Genomic DNA, 18,039 nt, shown 5'->3' with positions numbered 1-18,039 from the left:
ATTGATCAGCCCGTGGCATGAGCGGTCGTCGCGTCGTCCTGCGGGGCAACAACAGGTACGTCCGGCTTGACCCCGGGTATCAACGAGGCGACGGCCAGCCCGAACAGGGCTGCCGCGAGCAGGGCTGGGCCGTTGAGTCCGTAAGTCCCCGCCACGACTCCGCCGAGCAGGGCGCCGAGCGGAGCTCCCGACGTCGAGGACGTGCGGAACGCGGAGGCGATACGGCCGACCATGGCGGCGGGGCTGCGCTGCTGCATCAGGGTGACCTGGTTGACGTTCCACACCATGTTCATCGCGCCGAGCAGCAACATGCCCGCGACCAGGGCGGCCAGGTGGCGGACGGTGCCCATGAGCAGCAGCGACGCCGTCTGGACGCTCCCGGCCAGCAGCAGCGCCCGGACCCGCCCGGTGCGGCGCGCGATCCGCTGGGCGAGGAAGCCCCCGGAGAAGCTGCCCATCGCGTATGCCGTCATCGCGGCCGCGTATCCGGCATTGCCCGCGTTCAGCCAGCGGGTCACATGCAGGACCAGTGTGGCGATCAGGGCGCCCATGCCGATGTTGCACAGCAGGGTGGCCACGCAGACCGCGCGCAGGGCCCGGTCTCCCCACAGGGCGCGCAGGCCTTCCGCTATCTCCGTCCTGAGGGTGCTGCCGGCCGGGCGCGGCTCCCGCTCGGGCGGGCGGGTGCGCAGGGAGGCCACGAGGGCGGCGGCCAGGAGATAGGTGCTCGCGTCGGCAGCGAACGGCATGAAGGCTCCGGCCGTCAGCAGCAGCGGCACGAGCGGACCGGCCAGCAGACCGCCCGCGAGCTGCTGCCCGGTCATCAGCCGGGCATTGGCGCTGCCCAACGCCTCGCGGTCCACCAGGGACGGCAGCAGAGCCGTGGACGCGTTGTCGAAGAGGGTCTGGAGCGTGGTCAGACAGAAGGCGAGGGCGAGCAGCAGCGGGATCGAGGCGTGGCCGAGTCCGACGGCGAGCGCGAAGCACGCGACGAGCAGGCCTCGTACCAGATCCACGGCCCACATCGCGCGCCGCTGGTCGACCCGGTCCGCGACGGCGCCGCCGAGGAGCCCGAAGAGCAGCCAGGGGAGGTATCCGCAGGCGGTGACGGAGGCGATGACGAGTGGATCGTCGGTGAGCCGCACCGCGAGCAGCGGCAGCGCGGCCGTACGCAGCGCGTCCCCGAACCGCGAGATCACGGCGGCACTCCACAGCCGCCCGAACCCCCCACGCCACGCGGGCACATGAGTACCCGTCACCTCGACCGTCGTCACTGCTCCCCCTCACGATTCGTCACTTCACAAACCGTAGAGGGCACCACTGACAATCGGTCCGGAGGCGGTCGGCCACCGGCCTGCGAAACAGCTCCGGCCAGACACCCTGTGGGCGTCCGGCCGGTTCAACTCCTAGATTTCTCCCCGCAGTTTGGCGAGTGCCTCGGCGAGGATCGCCTCGCCGTCCGCGTCGCTGCGCCGCTCCCGTACATACGCGAGGTGCGTCTTGTAGGGCTCGGTGCGCGGCGGGGCCGGCGGATTGTCCCGGTCCTGTCCGGCCGGGAAGCCACAGCGGGGGCAGTCCCAGGTTTCGGGAACCTGCGCGTCGCTGGCGAAGCTGGGCTGTGTCTCGTGTCCGTTGGAGCACCAGAAGACGATGCGCAGCCGGGGCGCGGACTCGCCGCGCTCGGCCTCGCCCATCGGCCCCGCCCCGACCCGGCTTCCTCGGATCGCGTTGCCACTTGCCACGGTCGTAACTCCCTGCGTGATGGTGCCGCGAAGCGAGTCGGCGTTTTCGCTCCGTTGCGAGCGCCTCAGTCTACGTAAGGCCCAACGCGCGTCCAGTGGTTGGAGTTACAGCCCCTACACCTAGACGCAAGCCCCATGATAGGCCGCGCTCAGCTGCGCGTACCGAACATGGGGCCTTACGTACGGAATGTGCGATGGAACGTGCGGTCAGCTCGTCTTCATCAGCAGGCCGAGCACGACGATGCAGGCGAACCAGAGCACACCGAGCACCACGGTGATGCGGTCCAGGTTGCGCTCGGCGACCGAAGAGCCGCCGACGGACGACGCCATGCCGCCACCGAACATGTCGGAGAGACCGCCGCCCTTCCCCTTGTGCATCAGCACCAGCAGCATCAGCAGCAGGCTGAAGACGATCAGGGCGATCGAGAACCCCAAAACCACGGCTGGACCAACTTCCTCGGATTCGGATGGACGACAGGGGGCATAGAGACAGCCCTATGCCCCCGCAAGAGTACGACGGATCGTCGCTACGGCCTACACACTGCCGGACTCACTGGTCGCGGAAGCGCGCGATCTTGACGAACTCGTCCGCGTCCAGCGAGGCACCGCCGACCAGGGCACCGTCGACGTCGGGCTGCGCCATGATCTCGGCGACGTTGCCGGACTTGACGGAGCCGCCGTACTGGATGCGGACCTGGTCGGCCAGCTCCTGCGAGTACAGCTCGGCGAGCTTGCCGCGGATGGCCTGGCAGACCTCCTGGGCGTCACCGGCGCCGCAGACCTTGCCGGTGCCGATGGCCCAGACGGGCTCGTAGGCGATGACGATGGACTCGGCCTGCTCGGCCGGGACGTCCTTGAGGCCGCCCTCGATCTGGGAGAGCGTGTGGGCGACGTGGTTGCCCGCCTCGCGGACGTCCAGTTCCTCGCCGACGCACAGGATCGGGGTCAGGCCGTGCTTGTAGGCGGCCTTCACCTTGGCGTTGACGATCTCGTCGGTCTCGGCGTGGTACTGGCGGCGCTCGGAGTGGCCGATCGCCACGTACGTGCACTTCAGCTTGGCCAGCATCGCACCGGAGATCTCGCCGGTGTAGGCGCCGGAGTCGTGCGCCGAGATGTCCTGGGCGCCGTACTTGATCTTGAGCTTGTCGCCGTCGACCAGGGTCTGCACGGAGCGCAGGTCGGTGAAGGGCGGCAGGACGGCGACCTCGACGGCCTCGTAGTCCTTGTCCGCGAGGGCGAAGGCGAGCTTCTGGACGTGGGCGATGGCCTCAAGGTGGTTGAGGTTCATCTTCCAGTTGCCCGCCATGATCGGCGTGCGCGTGCTCATTAAGGTCAGTCCTCCAGTGCGGCGAGGCCGGGGAGCGTCTTGCCCTCGAGGTATTCGAGGGAGGCGCCGCCGCCGGTCGAGATGTGGCCGAATGCGGTCTCGTCGAAGCCCAGGATGCGGACGGCCGCGGCGGAGTCGCCACCGCCGACGACCGTGAAGGCCGGGGAGTCGAGAAGGGCCTGGGCGACCGCCTTGGTGCCCTCGGCGTAGTCGGGGTGCTCGAAGACGCCCATCGGACCGTTCCAGAAGATGGTGGCCGCGTCGGCGAGCTTCGAGGCGTACAGGGCACCGGTCTCGGGACCGATGTCGAGGCCCATCTGGTCGGCGGGGATGGCGTCCGCGGCGACGGTGGTGGGGTTGGACGGGGCCTTCGTCTTCAGGTCCGGGAAGCCGGCCGAGGTCACGACGTCGACGGGGACGACGAGTTCGACGCCGTTCTTCTCAGCGCGCTCGACGTACTCGGTGACGGCGGGCAGCTGGTCGTCCTGGACCAGGGAGGCGCCGATCTCGTAGCCCTTGGCCTTGAGGAAGGTGAAGGCCATGCCGCCGCCGATGAGGATGCGGTCGGCCTTGCCGAGCAGCTGGTCGATGACGGCGAGCTTGTCGGAGACCTTGGAGCCGCCGAGGGCGACCACGTAGGGCCGCTTGACGTCCTCGGTGAGCTTCTTCAGGACGCCGACCTCGGTGGCGATGAGGTAGCCGGCGTAGTGCGGCAGGCGGGCCGGGAGGTCGTACACCGAGGCGTGCTTGCGGTGCACGGCGCCGAAACCGTCGCCTACGTAGACGTCCGCCAGGGCGGCGAGCTGGTCGGCGAACTCGCCGCGCTCGACGTCGTCCTTGGAGGTCTCGCCCGGGTTGAAGCGCAGGTTCTCGATGACCGCGACCTGGCCGGGCTCCAAGCCACGCACCGCGTCGTGGGCGGCGGGGCCGACGGTGTCCTGGGCGAACGCGACCGGTGCGCCCAGGAGTTCGGCCAGGCGCTCGGCGGGCTGGAGCAGGGAGAAGGCCGGGTCCGGGGCACCCTTGGGGCGGCCCAGGTGCGAGGCCACGATCACCTTGGCGCCCGCCTCGACGAGGGCCTTGACCGTGGGCAGGACGGCGCGGATGCGGCCGTCGTCGGTGATGAGGCCGTCGGCCAGCGGGACGTTGAGGTCGGCGCGGACGAAGACCCGCTTGCCGTCCACGCCTTCGGCGAGAAGTTCGTCGATCGTCTTCATAAAGGGACTCCTAGGGAGGGCTCTTCAGATCCGAGAGGGCTGATCGATCACTACGTAGCGAAGGCCAAAGGCTCGGACACTACGTAGCAAGGGCTCGGGCAGCGCGGCGTGCGCTGCCCGAGCCCTGACTCACATCGAGTTGCCTGCTCTGGGAGTTAGAGCTGGCCGCCGACGAAGACCGTGAGGTCGACGAGGCGGTTGGAGTAGCCCCACTCGTTGTCGTACCAGCCGAGGATCTTCACCGAGGTGCCCTCCTGGACCATGGTCAGGGAGGAGTCGAAGGTGCAGGAGGCCGGGTCGCCGACGATGTCCGAGGAGACGATCTGGTCCTCGGTGTACGACAGGTAGCCCTTGAGGTCGCCGTCCTCGGATGCCTTCTTGAACGCGGCGTTGACCTCGTCCTTGGTGACCTCGCGCTGAAGCGTCACGACCAGGTCGGTGGCCGAACCGGTCGGGACCGGGACGCGCATCGCGATGCCGTCCAGCTTGCCCTTGAGCTGCGGGAGGACCAGGGCGGTGGCCTTGGCGGCACCGGTCGTGGTCGGGATGATGTTCTCGGCGGCGGCACGCGCGCGGCGCAGGTCCGAGTGCGGGAAGTCCAGGATGCGCTGGTCGTTGGTGTACGCGTGGACCGTCGTCATCAGGCCCTTGACGATGCCGAAGTTCTCGTCGAGAACCTTGGCCATCGGCGCCACACAGTTGGTGGTGCAGGAGGCGTTCGAGATGACGTGGTGGTTGGCCGCGTCGTACTTGTCCTGGTTGACGCCCATCACGATGGTGATGTCCTCGTCCTTGGCCGGAGCCGAGATGAGGACCTTCTTGGCGCCGCCGGCGATGTGCTTCTCGGCGTCGGCCTTCTTCGTGAAGATGCCGGTGGACTCGATGACGATGTCGACACCGAGGTCGCCCCACGGGATGTCGGCGGGGTTGCGCTCGGACAGCACCTTGATGGTGTGACCGTCGACGGTGATCGTGTCGGCGGTGTGCGACACCTCGGCCTTGAGGCGGCCCAGGATGGTGTCGTACTTGAGCAGGTGAGCGGTGGTCGCGGTGTCACCCAGGTCGTTGACAGCCACGATCTCGATGTCAGCACCCTGCTCCAGCAGCGCGCGGAAGTAGTTACGACCGATGCGGCCAAAGCCGTTGATGCCTACGCGGATCGTCACGAACCGATCTCCTCGTTGGTACGCCGGCTCAGTGCCGGCGAGTTGTATGGGATGTCCCCGACCGCCTACGACCCTACCTCCCTGAGCCCTCCGTGGTGACATCGAGATGCCCCATACACGGCAGGGCGGTCCGTACCCGCCAGTAGGGGTACGGACCGCCCTTGATGTTCATGACATCGTCACACAGGGTCAGCTGGTCAGAGCGGTCAAAGCCTTCTTAAGAAGGGCCGCACGGTCGGTCGCCGAGGTGACCTGTTCCAGGCCGAAGCCGAGCAGCACGGTGCGGTCGGTGGTGACCGCGCCGTACGTCTGGAACAGGGCTCCGGTGCGGGTCCAGTCCTTCAGGACCGCGGGGCTGCCGGCGGGCGGGCCGGTCACGGTCCAGGCGCCGAGCGAGGTCTCGAAGCCCTCGGTCTGGGTCGCCGTGCCGCCCACGACGAGCGAGGCGTCGTCGGCGAGGACGCCGTGACCGCCGGAGCCCGGGTCGGTGATGTAACTGAGCGAGACCTCGACGGACTTGCCGACATAGGCGCTCAGGTCGAAGCCGACCTGCTGCCAGCCGTTGGAGGCGCCGGTGAGGCTGTTCCACGCGCCGGTGGTGCCGGTCGCGGTGCAGCCGCTCGACGCGACGGTCAGGTAGTGCTTGAGCCAGGGGTGCTCGGCGACCAGGAAGCCGGCCTCGCACTCCGTCGGTACGGCGGTGCCGGTCGCGCCGCCCACCTCGGGGAGCGTGGTCCAGTCGTCGGTCCCGGTGGTGTGGATCTCGACCACGGCGTGGTCGTAGCCGGGCTCGGTGTCCCACAGCAGTTCGCTGCGCAGGGTGGGCTTGTCGGCCGCGCTCACCCCGGTGAGGTCGATGGTGCGGGTGAGGCGCTTGTAGGCGTCGTCGGTGTGGACGGCGGCGGCCATGTAGGAGCCCGCGTAGGGCCCGTACGGGTTGACGGTCCCGGCGAACTGGCCCGCCCCGGCACTCGCGAACTGCGGGTACGTGGTGGGCGACAGCGAGTCGGAGGTGACGCTGTAGGTACCGGCGCGGTCCAGCGGGTTGCCGGGCGCGCCGCTGAGCGGCCCGGTGAAGCCGGCGAGCTTGCCGGAGCCGGTGAAACCGGTGGCTCCGGGGGTGGACGTACGCGAGTAGGCGCCCAGGTAGTACTGGCTGAAGTCGTTCGAGGGGGTGCCGTCGGCGAGGGCGACGGAGCCGCCGGCCTGTTCGCCGGCCTCGATCAGCTTGCCGCCCTCGTTCAGGAAGGCGCGCAGCTGGAGCTGGGTGTCGATGCGCGGTCCCGCCGTGCCCGAGTAGTGGACGACGGTCTTGAAGTGGTCGAGGACGCCGAGCGCGTCGGGCGCGCCCTGCGTGGCGACGTCCCAGACGACCGCCTTGCGGCCGTTCGCCTTCAGGGCGTCGACGTAGGTCTGTGCCTGGGTGGCGGCAGCGCCCTCCTCGGCGACGACGAGGGTGTCGGCCGCGGGCCGCTCGACCACCGTGTAGGTGAAGTGCGCGCTGGAGGTGGGCTTCCCGGCCTTCGTCTCACCGGTGAACCACACCTCGACCTTGTCGCCCGGGTCGCCGTCCTGGACCTTGGCGCGGTACTCGTCGAAGTACAGGTTGTCGTCCCCGCCGTAGGTCTGGCCGCCCTTCCAGGGCTTGAGCGCCATGTCCTCCGTACGGCCGCCGTTGACGCGGTACTTGAGCTCCTTGTCGCGCACGGACTTCCGTACGACGACGGCGACTTCCTGGTCGGCGCCGCGCGAGTACGACGTCGGGAAGGCGGCCGGGGTGAAGTCGGCGGCGCTGAGGCCGACCGACGACGTGGGCCGGTCGGGGTGGGCGGCGGTCTCGGCGACGGAGAGCGCGAAGGGGATGTTCTTCGCGAACTCGTCCTGGATCAGCTTCTCGTCGTCGGGGAAGTTGAAGACGGACTGGCAGTCGGCCGCGTTCCAGGCGTCGTTCGGGTCGATGTTCGACGCGGTCTGGCAGGTCGACATCTCGGGGGTGAACATCGACATGCTGTTGACGTTCGACGCGTGGCCGTCCGCCTCGCCGTTGGTCGTGTACAGCTCCGAGGAGACCTGCGAGTGGTAGCCGGGGATCGCCGGATTGTCGGGCGTACCCGCGAGCGCCTCGTAGAGGACGTCGTCCGGGGTGGGCGTCGCGACCTGCCAGCCCACTCCGTAGAGGAGGAGTTCGGCGGCGGAGTGGTAGTTGATGCCGTAGGTGAAGCCGATCCGCTTCTCGAACCCGTCGAGCGCCTGGGTCTCGGGCTCGGAGGCCGGAGCGGTACCGCGGTAGGTCTCGCTGGTGGGGTTCGGGGACGAACCCTCGTCGTCGTAGCCCCACTTGTAGGCGAAGTTGCGGTTGAGGTCGACGCCGTCGCCGGTGGAGATGGCGCCGTCGCCGTTGTTGTCCCGCAGGTTCTTGCGCCACAGGCGGGTGTCGGAGTTCTGGAAGGTGTAGTCGTAGCCGTCCGGGTTGGCGGAGAGCACGAACCACAGCTCGGTCGAGTCGACGATCTTCTTGATGCGCTTGTCGGTCTTGTAGTTGTCCAGGTAGTAGTGCATCAGCCGGCGGGTCATCTCCGGCGTGATCCACTCGCGCGCGTGCTGGTTGGACACGTAGAGCACGGAGGGCTTGGAGCCGTCCTTGGTCGTCTTCGCGTTCTTGGTCAGCTTGAGCGCGAGGATGTCCTGGCCGCCGACCGTCTTCCCGATGGACTCGACCTTGGCGAGCCCGGGGTTGGCCTGGCCCGCCTTGACGATCTCCTCGGCCAGACCGCCGCTTCCGCTGTACGGCCGGAACACGCCCTGCGCCGCGTCCTCGACGCGTGTCTCGGCCTTGGCCGAGAGGGTGTGCTCGGTGAGGTCGACGCCCTGCTTCTCCAGCTTCTGGGCCTGCTGGTCGGTGAGGTAGACCTCGACGGCGGTCTTTCCGGACGCGGAGAACTGGTTGTCGCCGAGTTCGTGGGCGTCCTGTCCGGCCTTCAGGAGCAGGGGTATCTGCTGCTGGGTGACGTCCGCGTGGAAGACCTTGACCTCGGCAGGGTCGGACTTCGCGGAACTCCCGCCCTGCGCCTGGGCGATGGGTGCGATGCTCGCCCCTGCGATCAGGAGGGCGCCGACAGCGAGGATCGATCTCGCTCTGTGTCTCATGAATCCCCCTAGCAATCGTTCGCCACAGCGGCGAACAGTTGCCAGGCTCATGACACTTCATGATCGAGTCAAGGGTGCCTCAAGGACAGTCAAACGGGGTCCGGCGGGTCACAGGGCCATATACGGCGAAACGCCGGTGCCGATGCCGTAAGCAGGCATCCGCACCGGCGTGTTGAGGGATCGTCAGCCGAGCCCTCTCGCGTCCTGGTCAGCCGACCATGTTGTCGGCCATCTCCTCGGTGATGCTGGACTCCGTGCCCGGGATGCCGAGGTCCTGGGCCCGCTTGTCGGCCATCGCCAGCAGTCGGCGGATACGGCCGGCCACCGCGTCCTTGGTGAGCGGCGGGTCGGCGAGGGCGCCCAACTCCTCCAGGGAGGCCTGCTTGTGGTCCATGCGCAGCCGGCCCGCAGCCGCGAGGTGCTCGGGGACCTCGTCGGCGAGGATCTCCAGGGCACGCTGCACCCGGGCTCCGGCGGCGACGGCCGCGCGGGCCGAGCGGCGCAGGTTCGCGTCGTCGAAGTTGGCGAGCCGGTTCGCCGTGGCGCGCACCTCGCGGCGCATCCGGCGCTCCTCCCAGGCCAGCACCGACTCGTGGGCGCCGAGCCGGGTGAGCAGGGCGCCGATCGCGTCGCCGTCACGGACGACCACCCGGTCGACCCCGCGCACCTCGCGCGCCTTGGCCGCGATCGACAGCCGACGGGCCGCGCCGACCAGCGCGAGCGCGGCCTCCGGACCCGGGCAGGTCACCTCCAGGGAGGAGGACCGGCCGGGCTCGGTCAGCGAGCCGTGCGCCAGGAACGCACCTCTCCAGGCCGCCTCGGCGTCACAGGTGGCCCCCGAGACGACCTGCGGCGGCAGGCCCCGGATGGGGCGTCCGCGGCCGTCCACGAGCCCGGTCTGCCGGGCCAGCTGATCGCCGCCCGCGACCACCCGGACGACGTAACGGGAGCCGCGGCGCAGTCCGCCGGGCGCCATCACGATCAGTTCGGAACTGTGGCCGAAGATCTCCAGGATGTCCCGCTTGAGCCGGCGCGCCGCCATCGCGGTGTCCAGCTCCGCCTCGATCACGATGCGCCCGCTCACCAGGTGGAGGCCTCCGGCGAACCGCAGAATGGCGGAGACCTCCGCCTTCCTGCAGCAGGTCCGGGTGACGGGGAGCCGGGAGATCTCATCCTTCACCGCTGCCGTCATCGCCATGGGCCGATCCTTCCATGCATCCGAAAAATACGGTCGTACGCGGCGGCCAACAGCTCCGGGTCGTGCCTTGGAGTTCCGTCGGTCCGGGCCACCGGCGCCAGCTCGACCGCGGCGTCCAGCCGCTTGGCGGCTTCGGTGAGCGACGCGCGATCGGGCACGGCGGCCTCGTCGGCCAGCACCACGTCCAGGGCGAGTTTAGGGGCGTGTCGTCCCAAAACCTCCAAATGACGCTGCGGGGAGAAGCCATCGGTTTCTCCGGGCTGCGGCGCGAGGTTCAGGGAGAGTACCCGGCGCGCCTTCGTCTGGGTGAGCGCGTCGAGCAGTTCCGGCACCAGCAGGTGCGGGATGACGGACGAGAACCAGGAGCCGGGACCGAGCACCACCCAGTCCGCGTCGAGCACGGCGGCGACCGCCTCGGGCACGGCCGGCGGGTCGTGCGGCACGACGTGCACGGACATCACCTCGCCGGGCGTGAGCGCCACGGTCGCCTGTCCCCGGACGGTGTCGACGTCGTCGGGCCGCGCCGGATCGTGCCCCTTGACCAGGGCCTGGAGCTCCAGCGGTACGGCGGACATGGGCAGCACGCGCCCGTGCGCGCCGAGCAGCTTGCCGACCAGGTCGAGGGCCTGGACGTGGTCACCGAGCTGCTCCCACAGGGCGACGATCAGCAGATTGCCGACCGCGTGTTCGTGCAGGTCGCCCTTGGACTGGAAGCGGTGCTGGATGACACGGGCCCAGGTCTGGCCCCAGTCGTCGTCGCCGCACAGCGCGGCCAGCGCCTTGCGCAGGTCCCCCGGGGGCAGTACGCCCAGTTCGTCGCGCAGGCGGCCGCTGGAGCCGCCGTCGTCGGCCACGGTGACGACGGCGGTGAGGTCGCCGGTGATGCGGCGCAGTGCGGTGAGCGAGGCGGACAGTCCCATGCCGCCGCCGAGGGCGACCACCTTGGGCTGGGTGCCGCGCCGGCGCGGCTTGCCGCCGCGGGCCTCCACGGGCCTGGTCGTCCGTCCTTCGGGCACCACTCGGCGCAGCCTGCCCAGCCGTGGGCTACGTCCTGTCATTCCCGTCCCATGTCCCGGTGTACGACCACCGTCTCCACGCCCTCGGCCACGAGCCGCGCGGCGAGCTTCTCCGCCGTGGCGACCGAGCGGTGCTTGCCGCCGGTGCAGCCGATCGCGATCGTCACGTACCGCTTGCCCTCGCGCCGGTAGCCGGCCGCGATGAGCCGCAGGAGCTCGGCGTACCGGTCGAGGAACTCCTTGGCGCCGGGCTGGTTGAAGACGTACGCCGAGACCTCTTCGTTGAGGCCGTTGAAGGGGCGCAGCTCCGGGATCCAGTGCGGGTTGGGCAGGAAGCGCATGTCGGCGACGAGGTCGGCGTCGACCGGGAGGCCGTACTTGAAGCCGAAGGACATGACGGTGGCCCGCAGTTCGGGCTCCTCCTCGCCGGCGAACTGGGCGTCCATCTTGGCGCGGAGTTCGTGGACGTTGAGGCTGGAGGTGTCGATGACCAGGTCGGCGTCGCCGCGCAGTTCGCGCAGCAGCTCGCGTTCGGCGTCGATGCCGTCGACGATGCGGCCGTCGCCCTGGAGGGGGTGCGGACGGCGCACCGACTCGAAGCGGCGCACCAGGGCGTCGTCGGAGGACTCCAGGAAGACGATCCGCCGGGTGACGTTCTTCGACTCCAGGTCGGCGAGGGACTCGCGGAGGTTGTCGAAGAAGCGTCGTCCGCGTACGTCCACGACGACCGCGATCCGTGCCACGTTGCCCTGGGAGCGGGCGCCGAGCTCCACCATGGTGGGGATCAGGGCGGGCGGGAGGTTGTCGACGACGAACCAGCCGAGGTCCTCCAGACACTTGGCGGCCGTGGACCGCCCGGCTCCGGACATGCCGGAGATGATCACCAGCTCGGGGATGGCCGCCTCGGGCACCCCGGGTGTCGTGTTGTCCGTACTCACTTCTGCTCCGTTGTCCTGGGTGCCTTCCGGTGGAGCCTGATCCTCACCCGTCTCCTTGTGGGTCTGATCTCGGTCCGCTGTGGGCCGCTTCTCCTGCTCGGTCATGTCTCCTGCCCCCGTCGCTCGTCCGGGGCTCCCGCGGGTACGGGCTCCCCTGGGGCACCCGCCGTGGTCCCGGGTGTCCCGTCTTCCATGTCTTCCATGATCTCTCCAGTCGCCGTGTTCACGGCGGGTGCGGCCGGGGCCGCCTGGGCGAGGGCCACCGCGATGGTCTCGGCGGTCTTGCGACCTATGCCCGGAACCTCGCAGATCTGATCGATTGTCGCGGACCGCAGCTTCTTCACCGAACCGAAGTGCTTGATCAGTGCCTGCTTGCGTGTCTCGCCGAGGCCGGGCACGTCGTCCAGGGGGCTCGCCCGGAACCGCTTGGCACGCTTGGCGCGCTGATAGGTGATCGCGAAGCGGTGGGCCTCGTCGCGGACCCGCTGGAGGAGGTAGAGGCCCTCGCTGGTGCGGGGCAGGACCACCGGGTCCTCGTCGTCCGGGAGCCAGACCTCCTCCAGGCGCTTGGCGAGGCCGCACACGGCGATGTCGTCGATGCCCAGCTCGTCGAGGGCCTTCTTGGCGGCGGCGACCTGCGGCTGCCCGCCGTCGACCACGACGAGCTGCGGCGGGTAGGCGAACCGCTTGGGGCGGCCCTCGTCGTCCTTAAGGTCCCTCAGCTCGTCGCCGTCCGTCCACTCCCCCGTCTTCTCCTTCTCGGCGAGATAGCGCCGGAAGCGGCGGGTGATCACCTCGTGCATGGAGCGGACGTCGTCCTGGCCCTCGAAGCCCTTGATCTGGAAGCGGCGGTACTCGCTCTTGCGCGACAGGCCGTCCTCGAAGACGACCATCGACGCCACGACGTCGTCGCCCTGGAGGTGCGAGATGTCGTAGCACTCGATCCTGAGGGGGGCGCTGTCCAGGTCGAGGGCCTCGGAGATCTCCTCCAGGGCGCGCGAGCGGGTGGTGAGGTCGGAGGCGCGCTTGGTCTTGTGGAGGATCAGCGACTGCTGGGCGTTGCGCGCGACGGTCTCCATGAGGGACTTCTTGTCGCCGCGCTGCGGGATGCGCAAAGACACGTTCGCCCCGCGCCGGTCCGTCAGCCACTCCTGGACCGGCTCCACCGGGTCGGGCAGGGCCGGGACGAGGACCTCCTTGGGGACGGAGTCCCCCCTCTCCTCGCCGTAGAGCTGCTGGAGGGCGTGTTCGACGAGGGCCGCGGTGGTGACGTCCTCGACCTTGTCGGTGACCCAGCCGCGCTGGCCGCGCACGCGTCCGCCGCGGACGTGGAAGATCTGGACGGCCGCCTCCAGCTCGTCCTCGGCGACCGCGATCAGGTCGGCGTCGGTCGCGTCGGCGAGGACGACCGCGCTCTTCTCCATGGCCTTCTTCAGGGCCTCGATGTCGTCACGGAGGCGGGCCGCCCGCTCGTACTCCATCTCCTCGGCCGCGTCCGTCATCTGCTTCTCCAGACGGCGGATGTACGTGCCGGTGCGGCCGGCCATGAAGTCGCTGAACTCCTCGGCCAGTTCGCGGTGCTCCTCCTCGGAGACGCGGCCGACACAAGGAGCCGAGCACTTGCCGATGTAGCCGAGCAGACAGGGGCGGCCGGTGCGCGCGGCGTTCTTGAAGACGCCCGCCGAGCAGGTGCGGACGGGGAACACGCGCAGCAGGAGGTCCACGGTGTCGCGGATCGCCCACGCGTGTCCGTACGGCCCGAAGTAGCGGACGCCCTTCTTCTTGTGACCGCGCATCACCTGCACGCGCGGGTACTCCTCGTTCATCGTCACCGCGAGGTACGGGTAGCTCTTGTCGTCGCGGTACTTGACGTTGAACCGGGGGTCGTACTCCTTGATCCAGGAGTACTCCAGCTGGAGTGCCTCGACCTCCGTGGACACCACCGTCCACTCCACCGACGCGGCCGTGGTGACCATCGTGCGCGTGCGCGGGTGGAGTCCGGCCAGGTCCTGGAAGTAGTTCGCCAGGCGCTGGCGCAGGCTCTTCGCCTTTCCGACGTAGATCACCCGGCGGTGCTCGTCGCGGAATCTGTAGACCCCGGGCGAGTCCGGGATCTCTCCCGGCCTGGGGCGGTAGCTGGAGGGATCGGCCATGTTTCACACCCTACTGGCGCGGAGTGACAGCGCGGCGGGGCTGTGGACAACGCCGGACACGCCCGGCGGAACTCTTGTCGGGTGTCCGGCAGGTACTCCGAGCGGGACTCCTACCTGGACTCCAGAAACGTGAGAACCGCCAGGACACGGCGGTGATCGTCCGCGGCTTCCGGAAGGCGGAGTTTGCCCAGGATGCTGCGGACGTGTTTCTCGACGGTGCCCTCGGTGACCCACAGCCGGCGGCCGATGCCGGCGTTGGAGCGGCCCTCCGCCATCAGCGCCAGGACCTCGCGCTCGCGGGTGCTGAGGAAGGACAGCGGGTCGTCGCGGCGCTGCGCCGAGAACAGCTCGTGCACCAGGGAGGGGTCGACGACCGAGCCGCCCTTGTGGATGCGGTCGAGGGCCTCGACGAACTCGTCGACGACCGTGATCCGGCTCTTGAGGAGATACCCGACCTTGTGCCCGCCGGCCAGCAGCTCCAGTGCCTCCTCGACCTCGACGAACGCGGACAGCACGAGGATGCCGGTGTCGGGGTGGCGCTCGCGGATCGTCCGGGCCGCCTTCAGGCCCTCGGTGGAGTGGTCGGGCGGCATCCTGATGTCGACGATCGCGAGGTCGGGCCGCTCGGCGTCGACCAGTTCCAGGAGCCGTACCGCGTCACCGGCCTGGCCCGCCACCTCGTAGCCCAGGCGTTCGCACAGGCTCGCGAGGCCCTCCCTGAGCAGGACGTCGTCGTCGGCGAGGACGACCCGTCCCCGCGCGGTCTGCTGCGCTGCGTCCATCGTCCCGGCTCCCCCTGCCCGACCAGTGCGGTGCGCAACGCACAGCCTGCCGGACCGGGTCGGGTACGGCTAGCGGGTAAGGGAATTGGGGGGTGGCCGTGACGACACGGGACCGTGTCCGAGCGATTCTCGTAGCAGTGCGGATGCGGGCGGACCGGTCACCCGGGCGAGAGGCGACAGGCCCCCGGCCGGAACGTCGGAAGGGCTGCGGGAGATGCGGCGGACACGGGCGGACAGACGACGGCGGTCGGTCCGTGTCCGCCCGTACGAGGACGACACCCGCTCTTTGAAGGACCTCCTGGACCCGCGGGACCCCGATGTGGTGCGCGCCAAGCGCATACGTGCCGGAACCTCGGAGCACCCCTAGAGCCGGACGGCTGCCTCTCCGTCCGAGAAGACCGCCCGACGCGTACGCGACGTCACCGAGTCCATGGCTCCCCCGGCCTGGACCCCCTCGCGTACGCCTCGGGCGGTCACCCCTCCGTCCGGGGAAGCGGGAGCCGTATGGTGAGGGTCGTGCCCTCCCCCGGTGGGCTGGCGACGCGCAGCTTGCCGTCGATCGCCTCGACGCGGTCGACGAGTCCGATGAGCCCGGAGCCGTTCCCGAGGTCGGCGCCGCCCACTCCGTCGTCGGCGATCGTCACCTTCAGGACGTCGTCCTCGACCCGCGCCGACACCTCGACGAAGGTCGCGCGCGCGTGCTTGACGGCGTTGGTGAGGCACTCGGAGGTCACGTAGTAGACGGCGACCTCGATCCGCTCCGGGAGGCGGCCGGCGGGCAGCCGCAGGTCGAGTTCCACGGGCACGGCGGAGCGGCGGGCCAGCGCGCGCAGGGCCGGGCCCAGGCCGCCCTTGGAGAGGATCGCGGGGTGGATGCCGCGCGCGACCTGCAACAGGTCGGCGAAGGTGTCGTCCAGGCCCTTGGCGATGTGGTCCAGCTGGTCGGCGAGTTCCTCGGGCTGTTCGTCCAGCATCGACTGGGCCGTTCTCAGGTCGAGTTGGAGTGAGACGAGCCGCTGTTGGACGCCGTCGTGCAGGTCGCGTTCGATACGGCGTCGGGAGGCATCCCCGGCGGCCACCACGCGCGCGCGTGACGCCGTGAGCTGGTCGCGGCTGTCGGCGTTGGCGAGGGCGGTGGCGACGAGTTCGGTGAAGTCGGCGAGCCGGGACTCGGTGCCCGGGGGCAGCGGTTCGGTTCCGGCGGCGGCCGCGACGACGGCACCCCACAGCCGGTCGTCCACGACGATGGGGGCGCCCACCGAGCGGCCCACGCGCGCGGGGCGGGCGGTGCGCGCCACCTCCGCCGCGGCGGCCCTCTCGGCGTCGGCGGCGGGCCCGCGGGCGGAGCCGAGGACGGTGGCGGCTCCGTCGGCGCCGTAGCGCAGGACCGCGGCGGAGCCGCTGCTCAGGACCTTGCCCACCTGGTCGGCGACCTCGGAGAACACCTCGTGCGGCGGCACCCCGCGTGCGACGAGGGTGGCGACCCGGCGCAGCGCGGTCTGTTCGCGGGCGGCGCGGCGGCTCTCAGTGACGTCGCGTGCGGCGGCGTAGATCAGGCCGTCCGCGGTGACCGGGCGGGCGTTCCACTGGAGCCAGCGTTCGGTGCCGTCGTCCCGGAGGAGGCGATTCTCGAACTCGGCCAGTTCGACGCCGCTCGCCAGCCGGTCGAGGGCGGCACGCGTGCGTGCCCGGTCCTCCGGGTGCACGAACTCCAGCCAGGGTCTGCCCAGGAGTGTGTCGGCGGCGTGGCCGAGGGTCCGCTCGAAGGCGGGGTTCACACGCTTGAAGTAGCCGTCGAGTCCGGCGATGCACAACAGGTCGAGGGAGAGGTGGAAGATGCTCGCCAGCTCCTGCTCGGCCTTGTCGCGCCGCCCGTGTGCCGCGGCGAAGGACGCCATGGTGCCGTTCATGCCGCCGAGCAGTTGCGCCCAGGTCCCCTCGAACGCGGCGACGTCCGCGCGGTGGCCGAGCCGGTTGTCGTCGATCGCCGTGTTCATGGTGTTGATCTCGTCGGCGAGCCGTTCGGTGGTGACCCGCAGTTCGCGGAACGTGTCGGCGACGGCGCCGAGTTCGTCCCGGCCCGCGTACCGGATGTCGTACGACAGGTCGCCCTCGGACAGCGCCCGGGCGCCCGCGGAGACCTCGCTGAGCGGGCGGGTGATCGACAGCCGCAGGGCCAGCGCGAGGACGGTGACGGCGGCCAGGACGGCCAGCGACACGCTGAGGTCGCGTGCCTCACGCGTGCGTGCGGTGTCGAGATCGTGCGCGGCGTCGTCGCCCAGCTCGGCGGCGGCCTGGTGCTGGATGACGCGCAGTGCCTCGATGCGCCGCGTCGACGCGGTCAGCCAACCGGCGTACGTGGGCCAGGCGTTCCGCTGGGCGTGCGGGTCGGCGAGGGTCTCGCGGGTCTTGCGGACGACGAGGCCCGGGGGCTGGAGGAGTGCGACGTAGAGCCTGCCCTTGAGGCCGGCGGGCGCGGTCCGGCCGAAGTCGTCCAGGAGCGCCTTCTCCAGGGCCGACCAGCGGTCCGTGGCGGTGGCGCGCGGGGCGGCGGGGGCGGCGAACAGCACGGCCAGTTCGACGCGTTCGCGTTCGGCGGCCTCGATGGCGTTCAGGAGCGCGACGTGGGCGTCGGCCGCCTGGCCGGAGGCGCGGGTCGGCCGGCCGGACTCCAGGGTGGCGGCCAGGTCCAGGAGGTCGTCCTCGATCGTGTCGTACTGGGCGGCGAGTTGGGGCGCGGTGAGCGAGCCGGTCCCCGACTGGAGCCGCAGGGCGTGCAGTTGACGGTTCCGCGCCTCCAGGCGGCCCGGTACGTCGGGCGGACCGGGCCGGCCGGCCGCGTCCAGGAGGGCCGCGTTCAGGGCTGTGTCGGTGGCGTGCCGCGTGCGGGAGCGCTCTTTCAGGGCCGCCGGTCCGGGACGCAGCCGGGCCTGCACGGCGGCGATGCGTTCCCTGGCGATGGCGTCGGTCAGCGCGGTGGTACGGAACGACAGCGCGGTCGCCGTACGGAAGTCCCGCATCGTCTGTGCCTCGCGCCACTGTGTGAGGGCGCCGAATACGGTGAACGCCAGCATGCCGGTCACCGGGAGCAGCACCAGGAGCATCAGCTTGCGCCCGACCCGCAGCCGGGCGAGGAAGGGGATGCGGAGGGCGGCGGCGGGCCCGGGGAGCCGACGGCGGGGACCGTGCGGGGCGGGGCGGCCGGCGCGCGGACTGCGCGCCTGCGGCGCGTCGGCGAGCGACATCTGCCTCGGCGGGTCCCACCGCAGCAGGGTCGTCTCGTGCCCCAACTGCTCCAGCTGGTGGGCGAGCCAGGTGGCCCACGGCCGGTTGAACCCCGCGTAGCTGATGGT

General features: G+C 70.3%; 13 protein-coding genes. All 13 read right to left on the bottom strand.

The window, feature by feature from the left end:
• Nucleotides 1-5: 5 nt before the first annotated feature.
• The 13 genes from ACNFOC_RS24250 to ACNFOC_RS24190 all read right to left on the bottom strand — a co-directional run bounded on the left by ACNFOC_RS24250 (nt 6) and on the right by ACNFOC_RS24190 (nt 17,931).
• Nucleotides 6-1,274: an MFS transporter gene (locus ACNFOC_RS24250; RefSeq protein WP_416961211.1), complete on the bottom strand. Its 1,269-nt coding sequence runs from the start codon at nt 1,272-1,274 to the stop codon at nt 6-8.
• 132 nt (nt 1,275-1,406) lie between these two features.
• On the bottom strand, nt 1,407-1,742 hold the full coding sequence (locus ACNFOC_RS24245) for an RNA polymerase-binding protein RbpA (RefSeq protein ID WP_078623027.1): 336 nt from the start codon (nt 1,740-1,742) through the stop codon (nt 1,407-1,409).
• A 207-nt stretch (nt 1,743-1,949) separates the two neighbouring features.
• On the bottom strand, nt 1,950-2,183 hold the full coding sequence (gene secG, locus ACNFOC_RS24240) for a preprotein translocase subunit SecG (RefSeq protein WP_078652560.1): 234 nt from the start codon (nt 2,181-2,183) through the stop codon (nt 1,950-1,952).
• A 109-nt stretch (nt 2,184-2,292) separates the two neighbouring features.
• On the bottom strand, nt 2,293-3,069 hold the full coding sequence (tpiA, locus tag ACNFOC_RS24235) for a triose-phosphate isomerase (RefSeq protein WP_416961210.1): 777 nt from the start codon (nt 3,067-3,069) through the stop codon (nt 2,293-2,295).
• A gap of 5 nt (nt 3,070-3,074) precedes the next feature.
• Nucleotides 3,075-4,286 carry a phosphoglycerate kinase gene (locus ACNFOC_RS24230; RefSeq protein ID WP_416961209.1) on the bottom strand — a complete coding sequence of 404 codons (1,212 nt, stop codon included), beginning with the start codon at nt 4,284-4,286 and terminating at the stop codon, nt 3,075-3,077.
• A gap of 155 nt (nt 4,287-4,441) precedes the next feature.
• Nucleotides 4,442-5,452 (bottom strand): type I glyceraldehyde-3-phosphate dehydrogenase, encoded by a 1,011-nt coding sequence (gap, locus tag ACNFOC_RS24225; RefSeq protein WP_406128056.1) that lies wholly within the window; start codon nt 5,450-5,452, stop codon nt 4,442-4,444.
• Nucleotides 5,453-5,641: 189 nt separating this feature from the next.
• Nucleotides 5,642-8,599 carry a M14 family metallopeptidase gene (locus ACNFOC_RS24220; RefSeq protein WP_416961208.1) on the bottom strand — a complete coding sequence of 986 codons (2,958 nt, stop codon included), beginning with the start codon at nt 8,597-8,599 and terminating at the stop codon, nt 5,642-5,644.
• 208 nt (nt 8,600-8,807) lie between these two features.
• Nucleotides 8,808-9,797 carry a DNA-binding protein WhiA gene (gene whiA / locus ACNFOC_RS24215; RefSeq protein ID WP_019067568.1) on the bottom strand — a complete coding sequence of 330 codons (990 nt, stop codon included), beginning with the start codon at nt 9,795-9,797 and terminating at the stop codon, nt 8,808-8,810.
• Nucleotides 9,788-10,855, bottom strand: coding sequence for a gluconeogenesis factor YvcK family protein (locus tag ACNFOC_RS24210; RefSeq protein WP_416961207.1), 1,068 nt, complete (start codon nt 10,853-10,855; stop codon nt 9,788-9,790). The genes whiA and ACNFOC_RS24210 overlap by 10 nt, the downstream gene beginning before the upstream one ends.
• A complete protein-coding gene (gene rapZ / locus ACNFOC_RS24205) occupies nt 10,852-11,856 on the bottom strand; it encodes an RNase adapter RapZ (protein ID WP_416961206.1) in 1,005 nt (334 codons plus the stop codon). Before rapZ ends, ACNFOC_RS24210 begins: the two co-directional genes overlap by 4 nt.
• Nucleotides 11,853-13,904, bottom strand: a complete 2,052-nt coding sequence (uvrC, locus tag ACNFOC_RS24200; RefSeq protein ID WP_416961205.1) for an excinuclease ABC subunit UvrC — start codon at nt 13,902-13,904, stop codon at nt 11,853-11,855. The genes rapZ and uvrC overlap by 4 nt, the downstream gene beginning before the upstream one ends.
• 110 nt (nt 13,905-14,014) lie before the next feature.
• The gene (locus ACNFOC_RS24195) at nt 14,015-14,686 is read right to left on the bottom strand and encodes a response regulator transcription factor (protein ID WP_416961204.1); all 672 of its coding nucleotides are present in this window, start codon (nt 14,684-14,686) and stop codon (nt 14,015-14,017) included.
• Between the two features lie 473 nt (nt 14,687-15,159).
• Entirely contained in the window at nt 15,160-17,931 is a 2,772-nt protein-coding gene (locus tag ACNFOC_RS24190) for a nitrate- and nitrite sensing domain-containing protein (protein WP_416961219.1), read from the bottom strand.
• Nucleotides 17,932-18,039: the final 108 nt, after the last annotated feature.

The sequence above is a fragment of the Streptomyces colwelliae genome (genome assembly GCF_048158785.1).
Classification (GTDB): domain Bacteria; phylum Actinomycetota; class Actinomycetes; order Streptomycetales; family Streptomycetaceae; genus Streptomyces.
This window is presented reverse-complemented; position numbering and strand designations above follow the sequence as displayed.